The 15,872-nt window shown below is 37.9% G+C and carries 19 protein-coding genes; 8 read left to right on the top strand and 11 right to left on the bottom strand.

The genetic code is table 11. From position 1 onward, the window contains the following. Genes ACOQO1_RS02575 through ACOQO1_RS02565 form a run of 3 tightly spaced genes read right to left on the bottom strand, consistent with a single transcriptional unit; the run spans window position 1 to window position 1,633 of the window. Entirely contained in the window at window positions 1-813 is an 813-nt protein-coding gene (locus ACOQO1_RS02575) for a TerC family protein (RefSeq protein ID WP_420601297.1), read from the bottom strand. 2 nt (window positions 814-815) lie between these two features. Then, the gene (locus ACOQO1_RS02570; RefSeq protein WP_420601296.1) at window positions 816-1,193 is read right to left on the bottom strand and encodes a DNA topoisomerase IV; all 378 of its coding nucleotides are present in this window, start codon (window positions 1,191-1,193) and stop codon (window positions 816-818) included. A gap of 32 nt (window positions 1,194-1,225) precedes the next feature. Continuing rightward, window positions 1,226-1,633, bottom strand: a complete 408-nt coding sequence (locus ACOQO1_RS02565; protein ID WP_420601474.1) for a helix-turn-helix domain-containing protein — start codon at window positions 1,631-1,633, stop codon at window positions 1,226-1,228. Between the two features lie 297 nt (window positions 1,634-1,930). On the opposite strand from ACOQO1_RS02565, the gene ACOQO1_RS02560 reads away from it, so the two are divergent. The 3 genes from ACOQO1_RS02560 (at window position 1,931) to ACOQO1_RS02550 (ending at window position 4,155) form a co-directional block, all read left to right on the top strand. Then, window positions 1,931-3,040, top strand: coding sequence for a M14 family metallopeptidase (locus ACOQO1_RS02560; protein WP_420601295.1), 1,110 nt, complete (start codon window positions 1,931-1,933; stop codon window positions 3,038-3,040). Window positions 3,041-3,140: 100 nt separating this feature from the next. Beyond that, window positions 3,141-3,620 (top strand): Lrp/AsnC family transcriptional regulator, encoded by a 480-nt coding sequence (locus ACOQO1_RS02555; protein ID WP_073176813.1) that lies wholly within the window; start codon window positions 3,141-3,143, stop codon window positions 3,618-3,620. Window positions 3,621-3,639: 19 nt separating this feature from the next. Beyond that, a complete protein-coding gene (locus ACOQO1_RS02550; RefSeq protein WP_420601294.1) occupies window positions 3,640-4,155 on the top strand; it encodes a DinB family protein in 516 nt (171 codons plus the stop codon). Between the two features lie 21 nt (window positions 4,156-4,176). On the opposite strand, the gene ACOQO1_RS02545 is transcribed toward ACOQO1_RS02550, so the two are convergent. Both ACOQO1_RS02545 and aroB read right to left on the bottom strand, forming a co-directional pair. Beyond that, window positions 4,177-4,515 (bottom strand): hypothetical protein, encoded by a 339-nt coding sequence (locus ACOQO1_RS02545; protein ID WP_420601293.1) that lies wholly within the window; start codon window positions 4,513-4,515, stop codon window positions 4,177-4,179. Window positions 4,516-4,611: 96 nt separating this feature from the next. After that, a complete protein-coding gene (aroB, locus tag ACOQO1_RS02540) occupies window positions 4,612-5,667 on the bottom strand; it encodes a 3-dehydroquinate synthase (RefSeq protein ID WP_420601292.1) in 1,056 nt (351 codons plus the stop codon). Between the two features lie 92 nt (window positions 5,668-5,759). Here aroB and ACOQO1_RS02535 point away from each other — a divergent pair, with 92 nt between their 5' ends. Next, window positions 5,760-6,932 (top strand): proline dehydrogenase family protein, encoded by a 1,173-nt coding sequence (locus ACOQO1_RS02535; protein ID WP_420601291.1) that lies wholly within the window; start codon window positions 5,760-5,762, stop codon window positions 6,930-6,932. Here the strand turns inward: ACOQO1_RS02535 and ACOQO1_RS02530 are convergent. The 6 genes from ACOQO1_RS02530 to ACOQO1_RS02505 form a co-directional block, all read right to left on the bottom strand. Beyond that, on the bottom strand, window positions 6,929-7,297 hold the full coding sequence (locus ACOQO1_RS02530; protein ID WP_420601290.1) for a DUF4258 domain-containing protein: 369 nt from the start codon (window positions 7,295-7,297) through the stop codon (window positions 6,929-6,931). The genes ACOQO1_RS02535 and ACOQO1_RS02530 overlap by 4 nt on opposite strands. Window positions 7,298-7,303: 6 nt before the next feature. Further along, on the bottom strand, window positions 7,304-8,503 hold the full coding sequence (locus tag ACOQO1_RS02525; protein WP_420601289.1) for an alanine dehydrogenase: 1,200 nt from the start codon (window positions 8,501-8,503) through the stop codon (window positions 7,304-7,306). A gap of 43 nt (window positions 8,504-8,546) precedes the next feature. Beyond that, window positions 8,547-9,089 carry a hypothetical protein gene (locus ACOQO1_RS02520; protein ID WP_420601288.1) on the bottom strand — a complete coding sequence of 181 codons (543 nt, stop codon included), beginning with the start codon at window positions 9,087-9,089 and terminating at the stop codon, window positions 8,547-8,549. A gap of 81 nt (window positions 9,090-9,170) precedes the next feature. Beyond that, window positions 9,171-9,308 carry a hypothetical protein gene (locus tag ACOQO1_RS02515; protein ID WP_420601287.1) on the bottom strand — a complete coding sequence of 46 codons (138 nt, stop codon included), beginning with the start codon at window positions 9,306-9,308 and terminating at the stop codon, window positions 9,171-9,173. Window positions 9,309-9,481: 173 nt separating this feature from the next. After that, the gene (gene tsaE, locus ACOQO1_RS02510) at window positions 9,482-9,895 is read right to left on the bottom strand and encodes a tRNA (adenosine(37)-N6)-threonylcarbamoyltransferase complex ATPase subunit type 1 TsaE (protein WP_420601286.1); all 414 of its coding nucleotides are present in this window, start codon (window positions 9,893-9,895) and stop codon (window positions 9,482-9,484) included. A 12-nt stretch (window positions 9,896-9,907) separates the two neighbouring features. Then, the gene (locus ACOQO1_RS02505) at window positions 9,908-11,452 is read right to left on the bottom strand and encodes a PglZ domain-containing protein (protein WP_420601285.1); all 1,545 of its coding nucleotides are present in this window, start codon (window positions 11,450-11,452) and stop codon (window positions 9,908-9,910) included. Window positions 11,453-11,488: 36 nt separating this feature from the next. Between ACOQO1_RS02505 and ACOQO1_RS02500 the strand changes: the two genes are divergently transcribed. The 4 genes from ACOQO1_RS02500 to lpxA form a co-directional block, all read left to right on the top strand. Beyond that, the gene (locus ACOQO1_RS02500) at window positions 11,489-12,715 is read left to right on the top strand and encodes an HD domain-containing protein (RefSeq protein WP_420601284.1); all 1,227 of its coding nucleotides are present in this window, start codon (window positions 11,489-11,491) and stop codon (window positions 12,713-12,715) included. Window positions 12,716-12,738: 23 nt separating this feature from the next. After that, on the top strand, window positions 12,739-13,770 hold the full coding sequence (gene lpxD, locus ACOQO1_RS02495; RefSeq protein ID WP_420601283.1) for a UDP-3-O-(3-hydroxymyristoyl)glucosamine N-acyltransferase: 1,032 nt from the start codon (window positions 12,739-12,741) through the stop codon (window positions 13,768-13,770). Then, window positions 13,757-15,172: a bifunctional UDP-3-O-[3-hydroxymyristoyl] N-acetylglucosamine deacetylase/3-hydroxyacyl-ACP dehydratase gene (locus ACOQO1_RS02490; RefSeq protein WP_420601282.1), complete on the top strand. Its 1,416-nt coding sequence runs from the start codon at window positions 13,757-13,759 to the stop codon at window positions 15,170-15,172. Before lpxD ends, ACOQO1_RS02490 begins: the two co-directional genes overlap by 14 nt. Further along, window positions 15,169-15,872, top strand: a 704-nt coding sequence (gene lpxA / locus ACOQO1_RS02485; protein ID WP_420601281.1) for an acyl-ACP--UDP-N-acetylglucosamine O-acyltransferase, incomplete at its 3' end; no start/stop codon positions are given. The genes ACOQO1_RS02490 and lpxA, both read left to right, overlap by 4 nt.

Raw genomic sequence — 15,872 nt, 5'->3', positions numbered from 1 at the left:
TTATTCTTCTGTAATTTCCTGACCTTTTTTCTTGTTCTTTTGCATTCTGAGGTCAAAAAATTCGACCATCAACGAGAATGAAATAGCAAAGTAGAGATACCCTTTTGGAATTGCTCCCACTTCATTATCAAACACTATCAAGTGGGATAGATGTGCTGCTTCGGCAATCAACATAAACCCAATTAGTATAAGAAATGACAATCCCAGTACTTGTACTGAGGGGTGCCGGTTCACGAATTCCCCTACAGGGTTTGCGAACAACATCATGATGACAACGGAAATCACTACAGCAGTAATCATTAAAATAAGGGCGTCCGTTGGGTTGGGAGAAATTCCGTTGGTCATCCCAATGGCAGTCAAAATGGAGTCAAAAGAAAAGACAATGTTGATTACGGTAATTTGAACAATGGCGTTGGTCAATGAAGAAGAGCGTGATTTGGTCACCTCTCTTTCATCATGCCCCCTGTCCTCAATTTTTTCATGGATTTCCTTGGTGCTTTTATATAAAAGAAACAAGCCGCCCAAGAACAGAATAACAGCTTGCCAGCTGATTCCTCCAGTTATCCATGATTCGTCCAACACCAAAAATGGTTTTTTCATTTTGGTGAGCCATGTTATTCCAAAGAGAAGCAGAATCCGCATGGCCATTGCAAGCACCAAACCTAAGTTTGTTGCCTTTTTTCTATCTTTCTTTTCAAGCTTTCCCGCAGCAATAGATATAAAGATGATATTGTCTATCCCTAAAATAATTTCTAAAAATGTGAGGGTCAGTAATGCCATCCAGGCATCTGGGCTGGTAAAAATTTCAAACATGGTTAGTGTATTTTGAAAGCGGTTCCTTTAAATTTACGTTTATCGCCAATGGCGTTATATTCAAATGTATAAGAAGAATCCGTTGTTGTCAATATTTTTATATGAATTGATTTTTCCTCGGCCTTATTTTTAGGATTTCTGTTCCTTAAAATGTATTCGCAATCATTGATCCATCGTATGGAAGAGGTGTCACGCTTTCCTTCAAAAAAATCCACTTCCATTTCCGTAGTTCGTTTGAAGGTGGTTGTTTTTTCTTCTCCATCAATAACCGAGGTAAATGAAAACTCTCCAGTTTTAAAGTTTCCACAATCACGTTGCGGAGGTTCTGCACATGCAAAAAAAACTGATACAGGAATCGTAAAAAATAATCGTTTCAACATGATTGCAAAGTAAAGGGAAAGTAATGAGGTAACTAAGTAGCTTTCTGTTTTTTTGCGTCGAAAGAGTCAAAAGTCCCATCCGCATAAAAAATTACGATTCTGACAGGTTCACCTTTTGCAGAAGAATTAATCGGGTGATGTGGGGCATTGGAAGAAGAAGTATGTGTTTCCTGAATATCAATATTTGTGTTAATAGGGGTGGGACCTGCCTTTTCAATTGATGGGAATTCTCCCTTACCGTTCAACAGCCAATAAAGATTTACTTCTGGGTAAGTCTGAATCACTTTAAGTACAAAATCCAAACTTGGTTTGTTTCTTCCGTTTAGCAAGTGGGAGATGCTGGAACGCTGTACGCCAATCTTATCGGCAAAGGAGGATACGCTAAGTCCATAATGGCTTATAATGGTGCGGATTCGTTGTATCACATCTTCGTTCACAATTGTGCTTAATGGTGTTTAAAGGTAGTACTTGTGCTTCTATGAAACAAAACAATATATTGACACATGATTATTAAAATGTAAATCTATAAGTTAGATAACTGTATTTAAAATATTGATTAATAGTATTTTAATGTGTAATTATAAATTTTATAAATAGGATATGACATAAAACGGGATATTTGTGAACATAAGCATTGGAATTGATTACAGATGTACCAGTTTGAGTATATTTTCTGTTTACAAATGTAACGTTTGGATGATTTACTTTTGTAACCTTGAATTCTAGATTGTACAATCGTGATTGATTATTCTGTAGTAAAAGAGGAATCTGTTTTTGGCAGATATGTTACCTGTGAAACTCTAAAAAAGGAGTGGTTGAAAAAGATTTCGAATTTTAATCTTCAGGATATTGGTGAATCTGTAAATGGTGAAACAGTTTTTGCTATTACCGCCGGAAGTGGTGAAAAACGTGTTTTGATGTGGTCCCAGATGCACGGGAACGAATCCACTACAACAAAAGCAGTTGCGGATTTGGTCAACTTCTTAAACTCTGATGATTCGCTGACTACTGCAATTCTTGAAAGCTGTACGCTTTTGATTGTTCCGATCCTAAATCCGGATGGTGCAAAAAACTATACCAGGGTAAATGCGAATGATATTGATTTAAATAGAGATGCCAAACAACTTACCCAACCAGAAAGTAAAATTCTTAGAAAGCTTTTTGAGGAGTTCAGGCCCAATTTTTGTTTTAATCTCCATGATCAACGCACTCTTTTTAGCGTTGGACAAACAGATAAACCTGCCACAGTTTCGTTTTTATCCCCGGCAAGTGATGAAAATCGTGAGCTAACCCCAACTCGGGAAACAGCGATGAAGTTGATAGTTTCCATGAACCAAAAGCTACAGACTTTGATTCCAAATCAAGTTGGGAGGTACGATGATGGCTTTAACGATAATTGTGTTGGAGATTCCTTTCAAATGGCTGGTGTTCCCACCATACTTTTTGAAGCAGGACATTATCCGGACGATTATGAAAGGGAAAGGACCAGGGAGTTTATTTTTCATGCGCTTGTAGAGAGTCTGAGGGTCATCACACAAAATCAAATTGAAGATTTCAGAACAGAGGATTATTTTGAAATTCCAGAGAACCAGAAACTCTTCTATGATATATTGATAAGAAACCCGCAAATTTTGAATCCGAAACTGAACCCACAGCGTAATATTGGAATCCGATTTAAAGAGGTACTGAAAGACAATTCAATTTTGTTTCAACCTGAGGTTGCGGATATAGGTTTACTAAAAGACAGTTACGGACACAAGCTTTATGATTGCTCTAAACAGGAGGACTTTAAGTTTTTATCTACCCAAAAGGAAATTCTCCAACAAGTGAACAATATCAAAGAATAAAAAGGTGTTTTTATGAAATTGTTACATTTTATTTAAAAAAAATGCTTTTTTATTACATATAATTTCTTAATTAACTAATTTTGCTGAAAATATCAGTACAATGAGCAAAGTAAAATTAGATGAAATCGACCACCAGATATTAGATATGTTAATTGACAATACCCGTACACCGTTCACGGATATTGCTAAAAAATTATTGATTTCTGCCGGTACAGTTCATGTTAGGGTAAAAAAAATGGAAGAATCCGGTATTATCAAAGGTTCTTCGCTAACGTTGGACTATGTTAAATTAGGATACTCCTTCATCGCTTATGTAGGTATCTTTTTGGAAAAAACGCATCAGACCAAGTTTGTTTTGGAGCGGTTAAATCAGATTCCATATGTTACCGTTGCTCATATTACTACGGGTAAGTTCAATATTTTTTGTAAAATCAGGGCCCGAGATACTACGCATGCCAAGAACATCATTTTCAAAATAGATGACATTGATGGTATAAGCAGAACGGAAACTATGATATCTTTGGAGGAGAGCATCAATGACAAAAAACGTCTGATGCATACTATTTTCAACGAGCTCTAATATATAATCTTATTTCATTATGCTGGTTTCTGACCTCCTTACTTCGGAGTATGCTCCCTTTTACCATAACTACATCCTTTCCGTTGGAAAAAATAACTTGATTACAGAACTGGAAAATGGAAGAGATGAATTCGTTTCCTTTCTGGAAGATGTACCAGATAACAAATTGACCTATTCATATGCCGAAGGTAAATGGACTTTGGCGGAACTGGTTTTGCATGTCATTGATGCGGAAAGGGTATTCCAATATAGAGCGTTACGGTTTGGAAGAAACGACAAGACAGCTTTAGCTGGGTTTGATCAGGACATCTATGTTCCACAGTCCAATGCTGGAGCAAGAAAAAAACAAGATATTATTGAAGAATATAAAACCGTAAGGGAATCTACGCTAAGCCTGTTTAGATCATTTGGTGATGAAGCTCTAAAGCGGGTTGGTATGGCCAGCGGCGCAAACATGAGTGCAAGGGCAATGGGATTCATTATATGTGGGCATCAGGCCCATCATCTAAGAATTGTGCGTGAACGTTACCTGTAATAGATTGAATATAGTAATTATTTAGTATAGGCTATCGGTTTCAGTTTCTGTGTCAGATTCCATTTCTGGATTGATAGGTTGTTCACCTTCAACGCTTGAAATGGCTTCATTAACCGCATTTTTATCCAGTTCCTTCTCAATATTTTCTTCGAAATTGGAAATAAACCTCGAAAGACTCTTGCTGATTTTTACCAGGTAAACGGTATCATCCGTTTTAACTTCCACGGCTTCAACAATTTCCCCGTTTGGTTTTTTTAGGGTTATGATATCTTCATCCCCATAGCCGTACGGATAGGAATCAATCAAAACTGCAGCAACTTTGTGGTCCAGTTTTTTGTAATCTATTAATATTCTTTTCATGGTGGATAGGTTTTTGGTTTCCTATCCTAAGCTATACATTTTTGAATCTGATAAATGGAAAGAGTTGTAAACTGTAAAATTTAGTATACGTATTTGTCATTCTTTGTAGTAAGCAAACGCTTTATGAAAAAGATTCTCGGGAACTTTTACATCGGCAATGGCCTTACCAATAGCCTGGAGCAATACAAAATTCACATTTCCGTGCGAATTCTTTTTGTCATACTTTAAAAGTTCAAGAATGGCATTGATGTCTTCCTGGCTAAAATCTACAGGAGCAAAATATTTTAGGAACGTGCGCTTTATCTCTTCCAGAGATAATTTGGACAAACCTTTTAGTTCATGGGAAAGGTAGCCCTCCAAAATCATACCTATGGCTATGGCTTCACCATGAAGCAAAGTAGGTCTTTCTTCATGCTCTAAGCAGTACGATTCAATCGCATGCCCAAGCGTATGTCCAAAATTTAATATTTTTCTTAGACCTTGTTCAGTTGGGTCCTGGGTTACCACATCGTTTTTAATGGCAATTGATTTTTTAATGCATTGGGCATTAGCATAATCATCCGAATCTTTTAAAGCTTTCCAGTAGTCAGCATCTTGGATAAGCCCGTGCTTCAACATTTCAGCAAAACCGCTTTTAATTTGTCTATCCTCCAAGGTTTTTAAATATTCAGGAAATATAAGTACCATTTGCGGTTGATTAATGACCCCGATTTGATTTTTCAAAGCGCCCAGATCAACACCTGTTTTACCTCCAATGGACGCGTCTACCATGGATAGGAGTGTAGTGGGGATGTTTATGAAATCAATACCGCGTTTAAAAGTAGAAGCAACAAAACCACCCAAATCGGTAAGGACTCCACCCCCAAGATTTATTAAAAGACTTTTACGGTCACCATCGTGATCAGATAACAACTGCCATACTTGAGAGCATGTATTAATGTTTTTATGCTCTTCACCCGATATGATCTCAAATATATTGTCAATGGGATGTCCCAGTTTGTTTTTAAACGAGGGTAAGCAGTATTTCTTGGTGTTCTCATCTACCAAAACAAACACTTTGGAATAGTTACTTTTTGCAATGTGCTGTTTAAGAGCAGCTTCTGCCAATTCTTCCAAGTGTACTTCGTAAGATTGTGATTTTATGGACTCCATAGTCTCAATTTGCACTGCAAAATAAAGACTATTTTTATAGATATTGTTCTAGATTACCTACTTATATTTGAATCGTTAATAGATTCATAATAATGAACCCGGATTTTGAGAATACTGCAATTGCATTTCAACTTAAAACAGATTCTGAGCTAGAGCGTGCTTACTTTCTTTTCAAACTTATCGCCAACGAGCCGCTGGTCAAAATTGGCACCGCTGTAACCAATTTTGCAATTAAGGCACATTTACCCATTGAAGGTTTGATCAGGGCTACGGTATTTGATCACTTTTGTGGCGGTGTAAATGAGGAAGACTGTATACCCATTATTGATAAAATGTATGAAAAGAGGGTATGTTCCATTTTAGATTATTCCGTGGAAGGTAAAGAGGTAGAGGACCAATTTGATTTTGCTTTGCAAAAAACATTGGAGGTGTTGGATTTTGTGAAAGAAAAGGATGCCATTCCATTTGCTGTGTTCAAGCCAACAGGATTTGGCCGTTTTGAACTCTATGAAAAAGTAACTGCCGGCAAAAACTTGGATAAAGTGGAGTCTGAAGAATGGCAACGGATAGTGAATCGGTATGACCAGGTTTGCAAAAAAGCACACGATCTTGGCGTAGCCTTACTCATAGATGCTGAAGAAAGTTGGATGCAGGATGCAGCAGATAATATTGTGCTGGACATGATGCGCAAATACAATAGGAAAAAACCTGTTGTCTTCAACACCTTGCAAATGTATCGTTGGGACCGCTTGGATTATCTTAAGAACTTAAATGAGATTGCTGCTTTGGAAAACTTCAAGATAGGGTTAAAGGTTGTACGGGGCGCGTACATGGAAAAAGAAAATGAAAGAGCCAAAGAGCATGGGTATAAAAGCCCAATATGTGTATCAAAAAAAGCTACGGATGAAAATTTTGATGCTGCTATCAGTTTTATGATGGAAAACTTGGAAAGGATGTCCATTTTTGCCGGCACCCATAATGAAGCAAGTACTTTAAAGCTAATCGCTCTAATGAAAAAAAACAAACTCAATCCTTCAGACTCCAATATCTGGTTTGGACAACTATATGGCATGAGCGACCATATTACTTTTAACCTTACGGCCCAAGAATACAATGCAGCTAAGTATGTTCCATATGGTCCTGTGAAAGATGTAATGCCTTATCTTATTCGTCGTGCTGAAGAAAACACTTCGGTGGCAGGACAAACCACGCGTGAACTTTTATTGTTGAAGAAAGAAAAGGAAAGAAGGAAGTTGGACCTTTAGTTTTCTTTCAAGGATAGTATTACAATTTTATCAGTACAATTTTGGGCATTTAAAACCAATTCCTTGTTTTTGATCGCATGGTTGATTAGGTATGTTTTACAAGGCTCGGACTTGGTGTTGCTATTACCAAAGTCGATATCACCATCATTCAAAAAGGACTTTATCAAAAGTGTATCTTTTTCTTGATTGAATTCTTCAGAGAAAACTATAGGCTTGGAGCGCATGTCCTTTAAAACCCTACAATTAGGAAAGTAGCAAAACTCAATTCCGTTTTCACCGGATTTCTTTTTAAGAAAAAATACTAGAAACACAATTCCAATGGATAGTCCAACAAGATACCATCCCAAGCGTCGTAAAAATGCCATTTGCTGTTAAAAAATAAGAAAGTTAATATCGTTGTAAGTAAGCCCAAACCAATCCCCAACCGATTTGTTGGTCAAAATACCATGGTACATATATAGTCCGTTCCGAAGTCCTTTGTCAAAACGTAGTGAATGTTCCAGACCACCATCTTCTCCCAGTTTTAAAAGGTAAGGAGTGAAAATATTACTAATGGAAATGGAAGAGGTACGTGGATACCGTGATGGGATATTGGGTACTCCATAATGGATAACCTCAAACTTTTCTATAGTGGGTTTGTCATGGCTGGTCACCTCTGAAGTTTCAAAGCAGCCCCCCATATCAATACTGACATCTATGATTACAGCTCCTTTTTTCATGTTCTCTACCATAGTACTGGAGACTACAATTGGAGAACGATCTTTTCCACGTGTTGCGCCAATGGCCACATCACATCGTTTGAGTGCTTTCAATAAATTTTTGGGTTGTATGGTAGAGGTGTATACTGTTTGGTTTAGATTCGTCTGAATGTTTCGCAACTTTGTAATGGAATTGTCGAATACTTTAATGTTGGCCCCAAGTCCCAATGCGGAACGTGCGGCAAATTCGCCAACCGTTCCAGCTCCAATAATTACCACTTCTACTGGGGGAACTCCACTAATATTGCCGAACATCAATCCGTTTCCTTTGTTGGTTGTTGCCATCAATTCAGAAGCGATAAGTATGGAAGAAATCCCGGCAATTTCACTTAGAGAACGTACGGCAGGGTATTTTCCATCTTCATCCCGGATATATTCAAAAGCTATTGCGGTCAACCTTTTTTTCGCCATGGCCTCAAAGTATTCCTTACTCTGGGTTTTAATCTGCAATGCCGATATAATCGTGGTCTGCGGATTAAGTAAATCAATTTCAGATAGGGTGGGGGGCTCCACTTTAAGAATTAGTGGACAAGAAAATACTTTTTTAGTATCTCGGGTTATTTCTCCACCTGCATCGATATAATCTTTATCTGAAAAATTAGCCCCTTCACCAGCTCCTGACTCAATGAGAACTCTGTGGCCATGAGCAGTAATGGCATTCACCGCATCTGGAGTAAGGCAGATACGTTTTTCTTGATATTGATTTTCCTTGGGAAGACCAATGAAAAGTTCTCCTTTTTGCTTTAGGATTTCTAAAGTTTCTTCTTGAGGTAAAAGCTGTTGTTTACTAAAAGGAGAGGATGGTTGATTCATACAATGTACATCTGTTGGTTACCTCTAAGGTATGGCAACAAATTTACATTTTTTTTGCAAGGGTCTGCTGGCGTTGTTCCAGTTTCTCACGCTCTTTACGGAGTTCTTCTTTTTCCTTTAGGATGCGAAGTTCAGTGTCCATAGCATCTAAATCTATTCCATGTACATGCTTATCCACCAATTTGACCCTAATGAAATACACAATGGGTACTACAACCATTGTAACAGCAACAACATAAAAGATTTCATTTTCATCTACATTACCAGACTCATAAGTAATAACACTGTACAACTGAAAACTGTACATAGCTATAGGTATTAATATTGCATGGTACCACCATTGTTTGTTGGTCACGAACCAAACAATCAATAAAGCAAGTGGTACAAATTTTGATAAAAAATACCAATAAAAAGTCCTCGCATCATCAAATCCGTTAGAATCTATTTCGAACAAAAGAAAATCGAGGGTTTTGGTTTCGTTTGGACTATATTTATAAGAATAAAATAGAATGGGTGATACAGCAATAAATAAAGTGATTAATCCTTCGATGACTAATCGTTTCCTTATTTTTAATTTAGCTTTCATATTAGTCTTAACTCCTAAGACCGAAATTTATTGCATAAAAAAAACCCCCTTTTAGTAGGGGGTGTCAAAAACAAAGTGTTTTTAAATTTGGGCTTTAAGCTTTTTTTTCTCGATGCTTACCGTTTGGTCCTCATCAAAGTCAACAACATTGGTAGAAACCGCAGTCATTGCCAAGAAAGCAACAGCCAATACTCCAAAAAATAGTCTTTTAGTGTTCATCGTAAAAGAGTTTTTGGTTAATAAATGAATTCATTTCAATAACAAATGTAGGAAAAATTACGCACCTACAATGCATTTCATCGACAAAATTTGCATTTCATCCTAAAATAAAAGCTTTTTGTCGAGTAATTTGCAGTTCATCGAAACTTCTAAAAAGATAGATGTAATTAAATTCATTCAGCACTAAACTCGATTGAACGAGTGTTTTCATCGATAAAGTGTAAGTAAACGGAGACAGCTTCTTGGGGCAGCAGCGATTCTATTTTCTCAGGCCATTCTATAAATTTCCAGGTGTTGGAATAAAGATAATCTTCCAATCCAATATCCAAAGCCTGCATTTCATTTTCAATCCTGTAAAAATCAAAATGATAGGCCAGAAGTTTTCCATTTTGGTCATGATATTCGTTGACCAATCCAAAAGTTGGACTGCTTCCTTGGTCGGTTCCTCCCAATTCTTTTACGAGTGCTTTGATCAAAGTAGTCTTACCGGCTCCCATTTGCCCATAAAAGCAAATGGTTTTTTCTGGGCCGACAAATTCAAGAATCCTGTCGACAGCCTTATTGAGTTCATTAAGCTGAAAAGTCATTTCAAGTATTACTTATTTTGCATCCAACACTACAAATGGAACAATCATTTCTTCAAGCGATACCCCTCCATGTTGATAAGTGTTCCTATAGTAGCCAACATAGTGGTTGTAATTATTGGGGTAGGCGAAGAAGAGGTCATTCTTTGCAAAAATAAAACAGCTGCTTAAATTAATATTGGGCAAATGTATGCTTTGTGGGTTTTTGGTAGCCAACACATCTTTGTTTTCATAAGTGAGGCTTCTTCCTGTTTTATACCTGAGGTTAAGGCTTGTCTCACGATCCCCAATGACTTTAGAGGGTTGTTTTACGTTAATGGTACCATGGTCTGTGGTCAAAATCAATTTCATGCCTAAGTTCTGAGCTTGCTGGATGATGTCCAGCAAGGGTGAATTTTTAAACCAACTTAGCGTGAGAGATCGGTACGCCTTATCATTAGCAGCCAATTCCTTTATTACTTCCATCTCGGTTTTGGAATGTGATAACATGTCTACAAAATTGTAGACCAAAACCGTAAGGTCATTTTCCTTTTGTGATTTAAAATTTTGTGCCAGTTGTTTGCCCTGTCTTAGGTTACTTATTTTATGGTATTCCCATTTTAAATTCAATCCCAACCTTTTTAACTGTGCTCCAAGAAATTCGGCTTCAAAAAGATTCTTCCCGCCTTCATCGGTATCGTTTTTCCACCAATCTGGATATTGTTTTTCCATATCCAAAGGTGTTAAGCCTGAAAAAATGGCATTCCTTGCATATTGAGTAGCAGTAGGAAGGATGCTATAATATGAGGATTCTTGTTTTTTCTTATAGTGCACGGATAAGGTCTCCTCGAATGCCAACCACTGATCATACCTTAAATTATCAATAACTACCAATAAAGTTTTGTTTCCCTCCAGCTCGGGTTGGATTTTATTTCTGAACAAGGTATGGGACATAATTGGGCCATCATCGTCTTGAAACCAATCGCTGTAATTTTTGTCCACAAACTTGCTGAATTGGGAATTGGCCTCCACCTTTTGCGATTCCAAAATCTCAAACATTCCGGAATCTTCAATTTCTTCTAACTGTAGTTCCCAATAAATAAGTTTTTTATACAACTCTGCCCATTCATCACAGCTATTGACCATGGATAGATCCATGGCAATTTTTCGAAACTCCTGCTGGTAGTTGGAAGTGGTTTTCTCAGAAACCAAACGAGAGTTGTCAAGACTCTTTTTTAAAGACAACAAGATTTGGTTTGGATTTACTGGCTTGATCAAATAATCGGCAATTTTGGAACCAATCGCCTCATCCATAATATACTCCTCTTCACTTTTGGTGATCATGACAACGGGAATGGAAGCATCATGTTTCTTTATTTCGTTCAATGTTTCCAGACCAGAAATACCGGGCATGTTCTCATCTAAAAAAACAATATCGAAAAAGGTATTCTTGATTTCCTCTAAAGCATCTTGGCCACTTTGACTGGTAACTACTTTATAGTCTTTTTTTTCTAGGAATAGGATGTGAGGTTTTAAAAGGTCGATTTCATCATCGACCCACAGAATTGTGATCTTGTTCATATAGTAGTTATCTTTGCAGAATTAAAACAAACTTCCTTGGCGCAAACCAATAAGCTCAAAGTCTTTAACGATCCAATTTACGGTTTTATTGGAACTCCAAATGAACTTATTTTTAACCTGATAGCCCATCCCTATTTTCAAAGGTTAAGAAGAATCTCCCAAATGGGTATGTCCTTTTTGGTGTATCCTGGCGCCCATCATACAAGATTCCACCATGCGCTTGGCGCAATGCATCTGATGACCAAGGCCATACAGATTCTTAGATGGAAAAATGTGGATATTAGCCAAGAGGAAGAAACTGGCTTACTTTGTTCAATTTTGTTGCATGATATAGGGCATGGACCATTTTCACATGCACTCGAGGGCTTTATTATCCCTGATTTAAATCACGAATATCTTTCCTTGGAAATTATGAACCATTTGAACAAAGAGTTCAATGGTCAAATGAGTACGGCTATTTCTATTTTTAAAGGGGAATATCCGCGACCTTTTATGAATCAACTGGTTTCAAGCCAGTTGGATATGGATCGGCTGGATTATTTAAAAAGGGACAGTTTCTATTCTGGTGTTACTGAAGGAAACATCAATTCCGAAAGACTAATTTCTATGCTTAATGTTGTTGATGGGCATTTGGTAGTTGAGGAGAAAGGTATATATGCGGTTGAAAAATTTCTGATGGCGCGAAGATTTATGTATTGGCAAGTGTACCTACATAAAACGGGATTGGTCGCTGAGCAGTTACTTATCCGAGCCATGACACGAGCTCGTGAACTCTTATTGTCTGGATTTGAATTACCGGGAAGTCAAGCATTGTTGTTCTTCCTTGAGCAAAACAAGGCAATGTCTTTTGATTCTGGGATTTTGCAAAAATTTGTAAGATTGGATGATATTGATGTGTTGGGTGCACTGAAATCATGGCAATATCAAGATGATTTTGTGCTTTCAAACATATGTAAGATGCTACTGAACCGGGAATTGCTGCATGTAAAAATCAAGAACAAACCGATTACTGCCCAAAAGCTTGAGGAAAAACGGAGTAGCTTTATGCAACAACATAATATTTCGCAGGCTGAAGCTTCGTATTTTGTATTCCATGGAACAATTTCCAATAAGGCTTATGATAATGAACGTCAAGCACTAAGTATCCTTAAAAAGAACGGCAAAGTCACCGATGTCCTCAAAGAATCTGACCAACTCAGCCTAAAGGCACTCTCCAAAACTGTCACCAAATATTATAGCTGTTACCCTAAAGAACCTGTTTAACAAATTTTGTTACTTTTGCAGCAATGAAATTTACAGCCACCCAAATTGCCGGAATTTTAGAGGGAGAAGTTGAGGGAAATCCTCAAATTGCTGTGCATAAATTGTCTAAAATTGAAGAGGGCGAAAAAGGTTCCCTTACCTTTTTGGCAAACCCTAAATACACCTCGTACATATATTCTACAAAAGCTTCCATCACTATAGTGAACAAGGATTTCACTCCAGAACAGACCTTGTCTACGACCTTGATAAAAGTTGATGATGCCTATAAGTCCTTTTCCAAGTTACTGGAATATTACAATCAGGTAAAGAACAATAAGGTAGGTATAGAAAGCCCTTCTTTTGTTGCAGAAAGTGCGGAATACGGTGAAGGATTTTACCTTGGGGCATTTTCATATTTGGGAGATAATGTACGGATTGGAAAAGATGTCAAGGTATATCCTAATGTATATATAGGAGATAATGTAACCATTGGCGACAATGTGCTCATTTTTGCAGGAGCTAAAATTTATTCTGAATCCATCATAGGAAATGGCTGTGTCATCCATAGCGGAGCCATAATAGGAGCAGATGGTTTTGGATTTACACCAAACTCCAATGGGGAATACAGTAAGGTGCCGCAAACAGGGAATGTGATTTTGGAGGAAAATGTTGATGTTGGTGCTGGCACCACAATTGACAGGGCAACCCTGGGATCAACGGTACTAAGAAAGGGTGTGAAACTGGATAATCAGATTCAAATAGCCCATAACGTTGAGATTGGAGAGCATACCGCCATTGCGGCCCAAACTGGAATTGCAGGCTCAACCAAAATAGGTAAGCATTGCCTTATTGGAGGACAAGTGGGGATTGTAGGCCACATTACCATTGGGGACAGGGTTAGGATCCAGGCGCAATCTGGAATAGGAAGGAATGTAAAGGACGATGAAGTCCTTCAAGGGTCACCAGCTTTAAACTATGGTGACTATAATAAATCTTACGTACATTTTAAAAATTTACCAAAACTGGTAAATACAATCACCAACATAGAAAAAAAAGTTGAAGGTGAACAAAACTAGCACTAAGCAACGCACCATAAAAGAAAAAGTAACGCTAGAAGGAGTAGGGTTACATACAGGTGAGAACGTAACCATGACATTCGTTCCTGCAAAAGAAAATCACGGATTTGCTTTTAAAAGAGTAGATCTTGAAGGCGAGCCCATTATAGAGGCCGACGCCAACTATGTGATAAATACCCAAAGAGGTACAAATCTGGAGAAGAATGGAGTGAAAATCCAAACTTCTGAGCATGTTCTTGCTGCTTTGGTTGGTTTGGACATTGATAACGTTCTTATAGAATTGAACTCTCCAGAGCCTCCAATTATGGACGGTTCTTCCAAGTTCTTTGTGGAAGCTCTAGAAAAGGCAGGTATCCTGGAGCAAGAACAGGAGCGTGAGGAATATGTGGTTAAAGATGTGATATCATATAAGGATGAGGCCACAGGAAGTGAAATCACCGTGATTCCATCGGATCATTATCAGATTACCACTATGGTGGATTTTGGCACCAAGGTTTTGGGAACACAAAATGCCACTTTGGAAAAAATATCCGATTTCAAAACAGAAATAGCTGATGCTCGAACCTTTAGTTTCTTACATGAACTTGAAATGTTGTTGGAGCACGGATTGATTAAAGGAGGTGACCTAAATAACGCTATCGTATATGTGGACAAGGAAATATCCGAATCCACAATGAAAAAATTGGAAAAAGCCTTTAAAAAGGAAAAGCTATCGGTTAAGCCTAATGGAATATTGGATAACCTTACGCTCCATTATCCAAATGAAGCAGCACGACATAAACTGCTAGATGTTGTTGGCGATTTAGCACTTGCAGGTACCAGGATAAGGGGGAAGGTAATCGCCAATAAGCCAGGGCATTATGTAAATACACAGTTTGCGAAGAAGCTTTCCAAAATCATTAAAATAGAAAAGCGCAACAAGGTTCCCAGTTATGATTTGCACCAAACACCGTTAATGGATGTTACGCAAATCATGAAAATGTTACCACATAGATCACCCTTTTTATTGGTCGATAAGATATTGGAGCTTTCCGATACTCATGTAGTAGGGGTGAAGAATGTTACCATGAACGAACCATTTTTTGTTGGTCACTTTCCTGGTGCACCTGTAATGCCCGGTGTGCTTCAGGTTGAAGCAATGGCCCAGACAGGAGGCATCTTGGTTTTGAGCACAGTTCCTGACCCGGAAAATTACCTCACCTTCTTTATGAAGATTGATAACGTGAAGTTTAAGCAGCAAGTGGTTCCTGGGGACACCTTAATATTTAAATGTGATTTAATTTCGCCCATAAGACGTGGAATTTGTCATATGCAGGCCTATGCTTATGCCAATGGTAAATTGGTGTCTGAGGCTGAACTCATGGCACAGATAGTAAAAACAAAAAACACGGAGTCTAAATGAATCAGCCATTAGCATATGTGCACCCAGGTGCTAAAATTGCCAAAAATGTGGTGATAGAGCCTTTTACCACCATACATAATAATGTAACCATTGGTGAGGGTACATGGATTGGTTCCAATGTAACTATTATGGAAGGTGCACGCATTGGTAAAAATTGTAATATTTTCCCTGGTGCTGTTATTTCTGCCATGCCTCAAGATTTAAAATACCAAGGAGAAGAAACTACGGTCCATATTGGCAACAATACTACTATTAGAGAATGTGCTACCATTAATAAAGGTACAGCAGATCGTATGAAAACGGTTATAGGAAACAACTGTTTGATCATGGCCTATTGCCATGTCGCCCATGATTGTTTTATTGGCGATGGCTGCATTTTCAGTAACAATTCAACCTTAGCGGGCCATGTAACTATTGGAGAAAATGTGGTGTTGGCCGGTATGGTAGCGGTACATCAATTTGTATCCATAGGAAACCATGCCTTTGTAACTGGGGGGTCTTTGGTAAGAAAAGATGTACCACCTTATGTGAAAGCTGCACGTGAGCCCCTTTCCTATGTTGGAATTAATTCTGTAGGCCTGAGACGAAGAGGTTTTGCTGCTGAAAAAATTAGAGAGGTCCAGAATATTTATCGAATACTTTATCAAAAAAACTACAATAACTCTCAGGCAGCTTCCATAATAGAAGCAGAAATGGAGGC

Source organism: Flagellimonas sp., assembly GCF_965222555.1.
Taxonomy (GTDB): Bacteria; Bacteroidota; Bacteroidia; order Flavobacteriales; family Flavobacteriaceae; genus Flagellimonas.
Note: the sequence above shows the minus strand (reverse complement) of the source record. Positions and strands in the feature narration are given on the sequence as shown.

Bases quoted from the DNA above. Each gene is read 5' to 3' on its own strand.
- tsaE (WP_420601286.1), bottom strand. From the start codon at position 9,895: ATGACTTTTCAGCTTAATGAACTCAATAAGGCTGTCGACAGGATTCTT.
- ACOQO1_RS02525 (WP_420601289.1), bottom strand. From the start codon at position 8,503: ATGAATCAACCATCCTCTCCTTTTAGTAAACAACAGCTTTTACCTCAA.
- ACOQO1_RS02530 (WP_420601290.1), bottom strand. From the start codon at position 7,297: ATGGCATTTTTACGACGCTTGGGATGGTATCTTGTTGGACTATCCATT.
- ACOQO1_RS02505 (WP_420601285.1), bottom strand. From the start codon at position 11,452: ATGAACAAGATCACAATTCTGTGGGTCGATGATGAAATCGACCTTTTA.
- aroB (WP_420601292.1), bottom strand. From the start codon at position 5,667: ATGGAGTCCATAAAATCACAATCTTACGAAGTACACTTGGAAGAATTG.
- ACOQO1_RS02545 (WP_420601293.1), bottom strand. From the start codon at position 4,515: ATGAAAAGAATATTAATAGATTACAAAAAACTGGACCACAAAGTTGCT.
- ACOQO1_RS02555 (WP_073176813.1), top strand. From the start codon at position 3,141: ATGAGCAAAGTAAAATTAGATGAAATCGACCACCAGATATTAGATATG.
- lpxD (WP_420601283.1), top strand. From the start codon at position 12,739: ATGAAATTTACAGCCACCCAAATTGCCGGAATTTTAGAGGGAGAAGTT.
- ACOQO1_RS02575 (WP_420601297.1), bottom strand. From the start codon at position 813: ATGTTTGAAATTTTTACCAGCCCAGATGCCTGGATGGCATTACTGACC.
- ACOQO1_RS02570 (WP_420601296.1), bottom strand. From the start codon at position 1,193: ATGTTGAAACGATTATTTTTTACGATTCCTGTATCAGTTTTTTTTGCA.
- ACOQO1_RS02520 (WP_420601288.1), bottom strand. From the start codon at position 9,089: ATGAAAGCTAAATTAAAAATAAGGAAACGATTAGTCATCGAAGGATTA.
- ACOQO1_RS02515 (WP_420601287.1), bottom strand. From the start codon at position 9,308: ATGAACACTAAAAGACTATTTTTTGGAGTATTGGCTGTTGCTTTCTTG.
- ACOQO1_RS02550 (WP_420601294.1), top strand. From the start codon at position 3,640: ATGCTGGTTTCTGACCTCCTTACTTCGGAGTATGCTCCCTTTTACCAT.
- ACOQO1_RS02535 (WP_420601291.1), top strand. From the start codon at position 5,760: ATGAACCCGGATTTTGAGAATACTGCAATTGCATTTCAACTTAAAACA.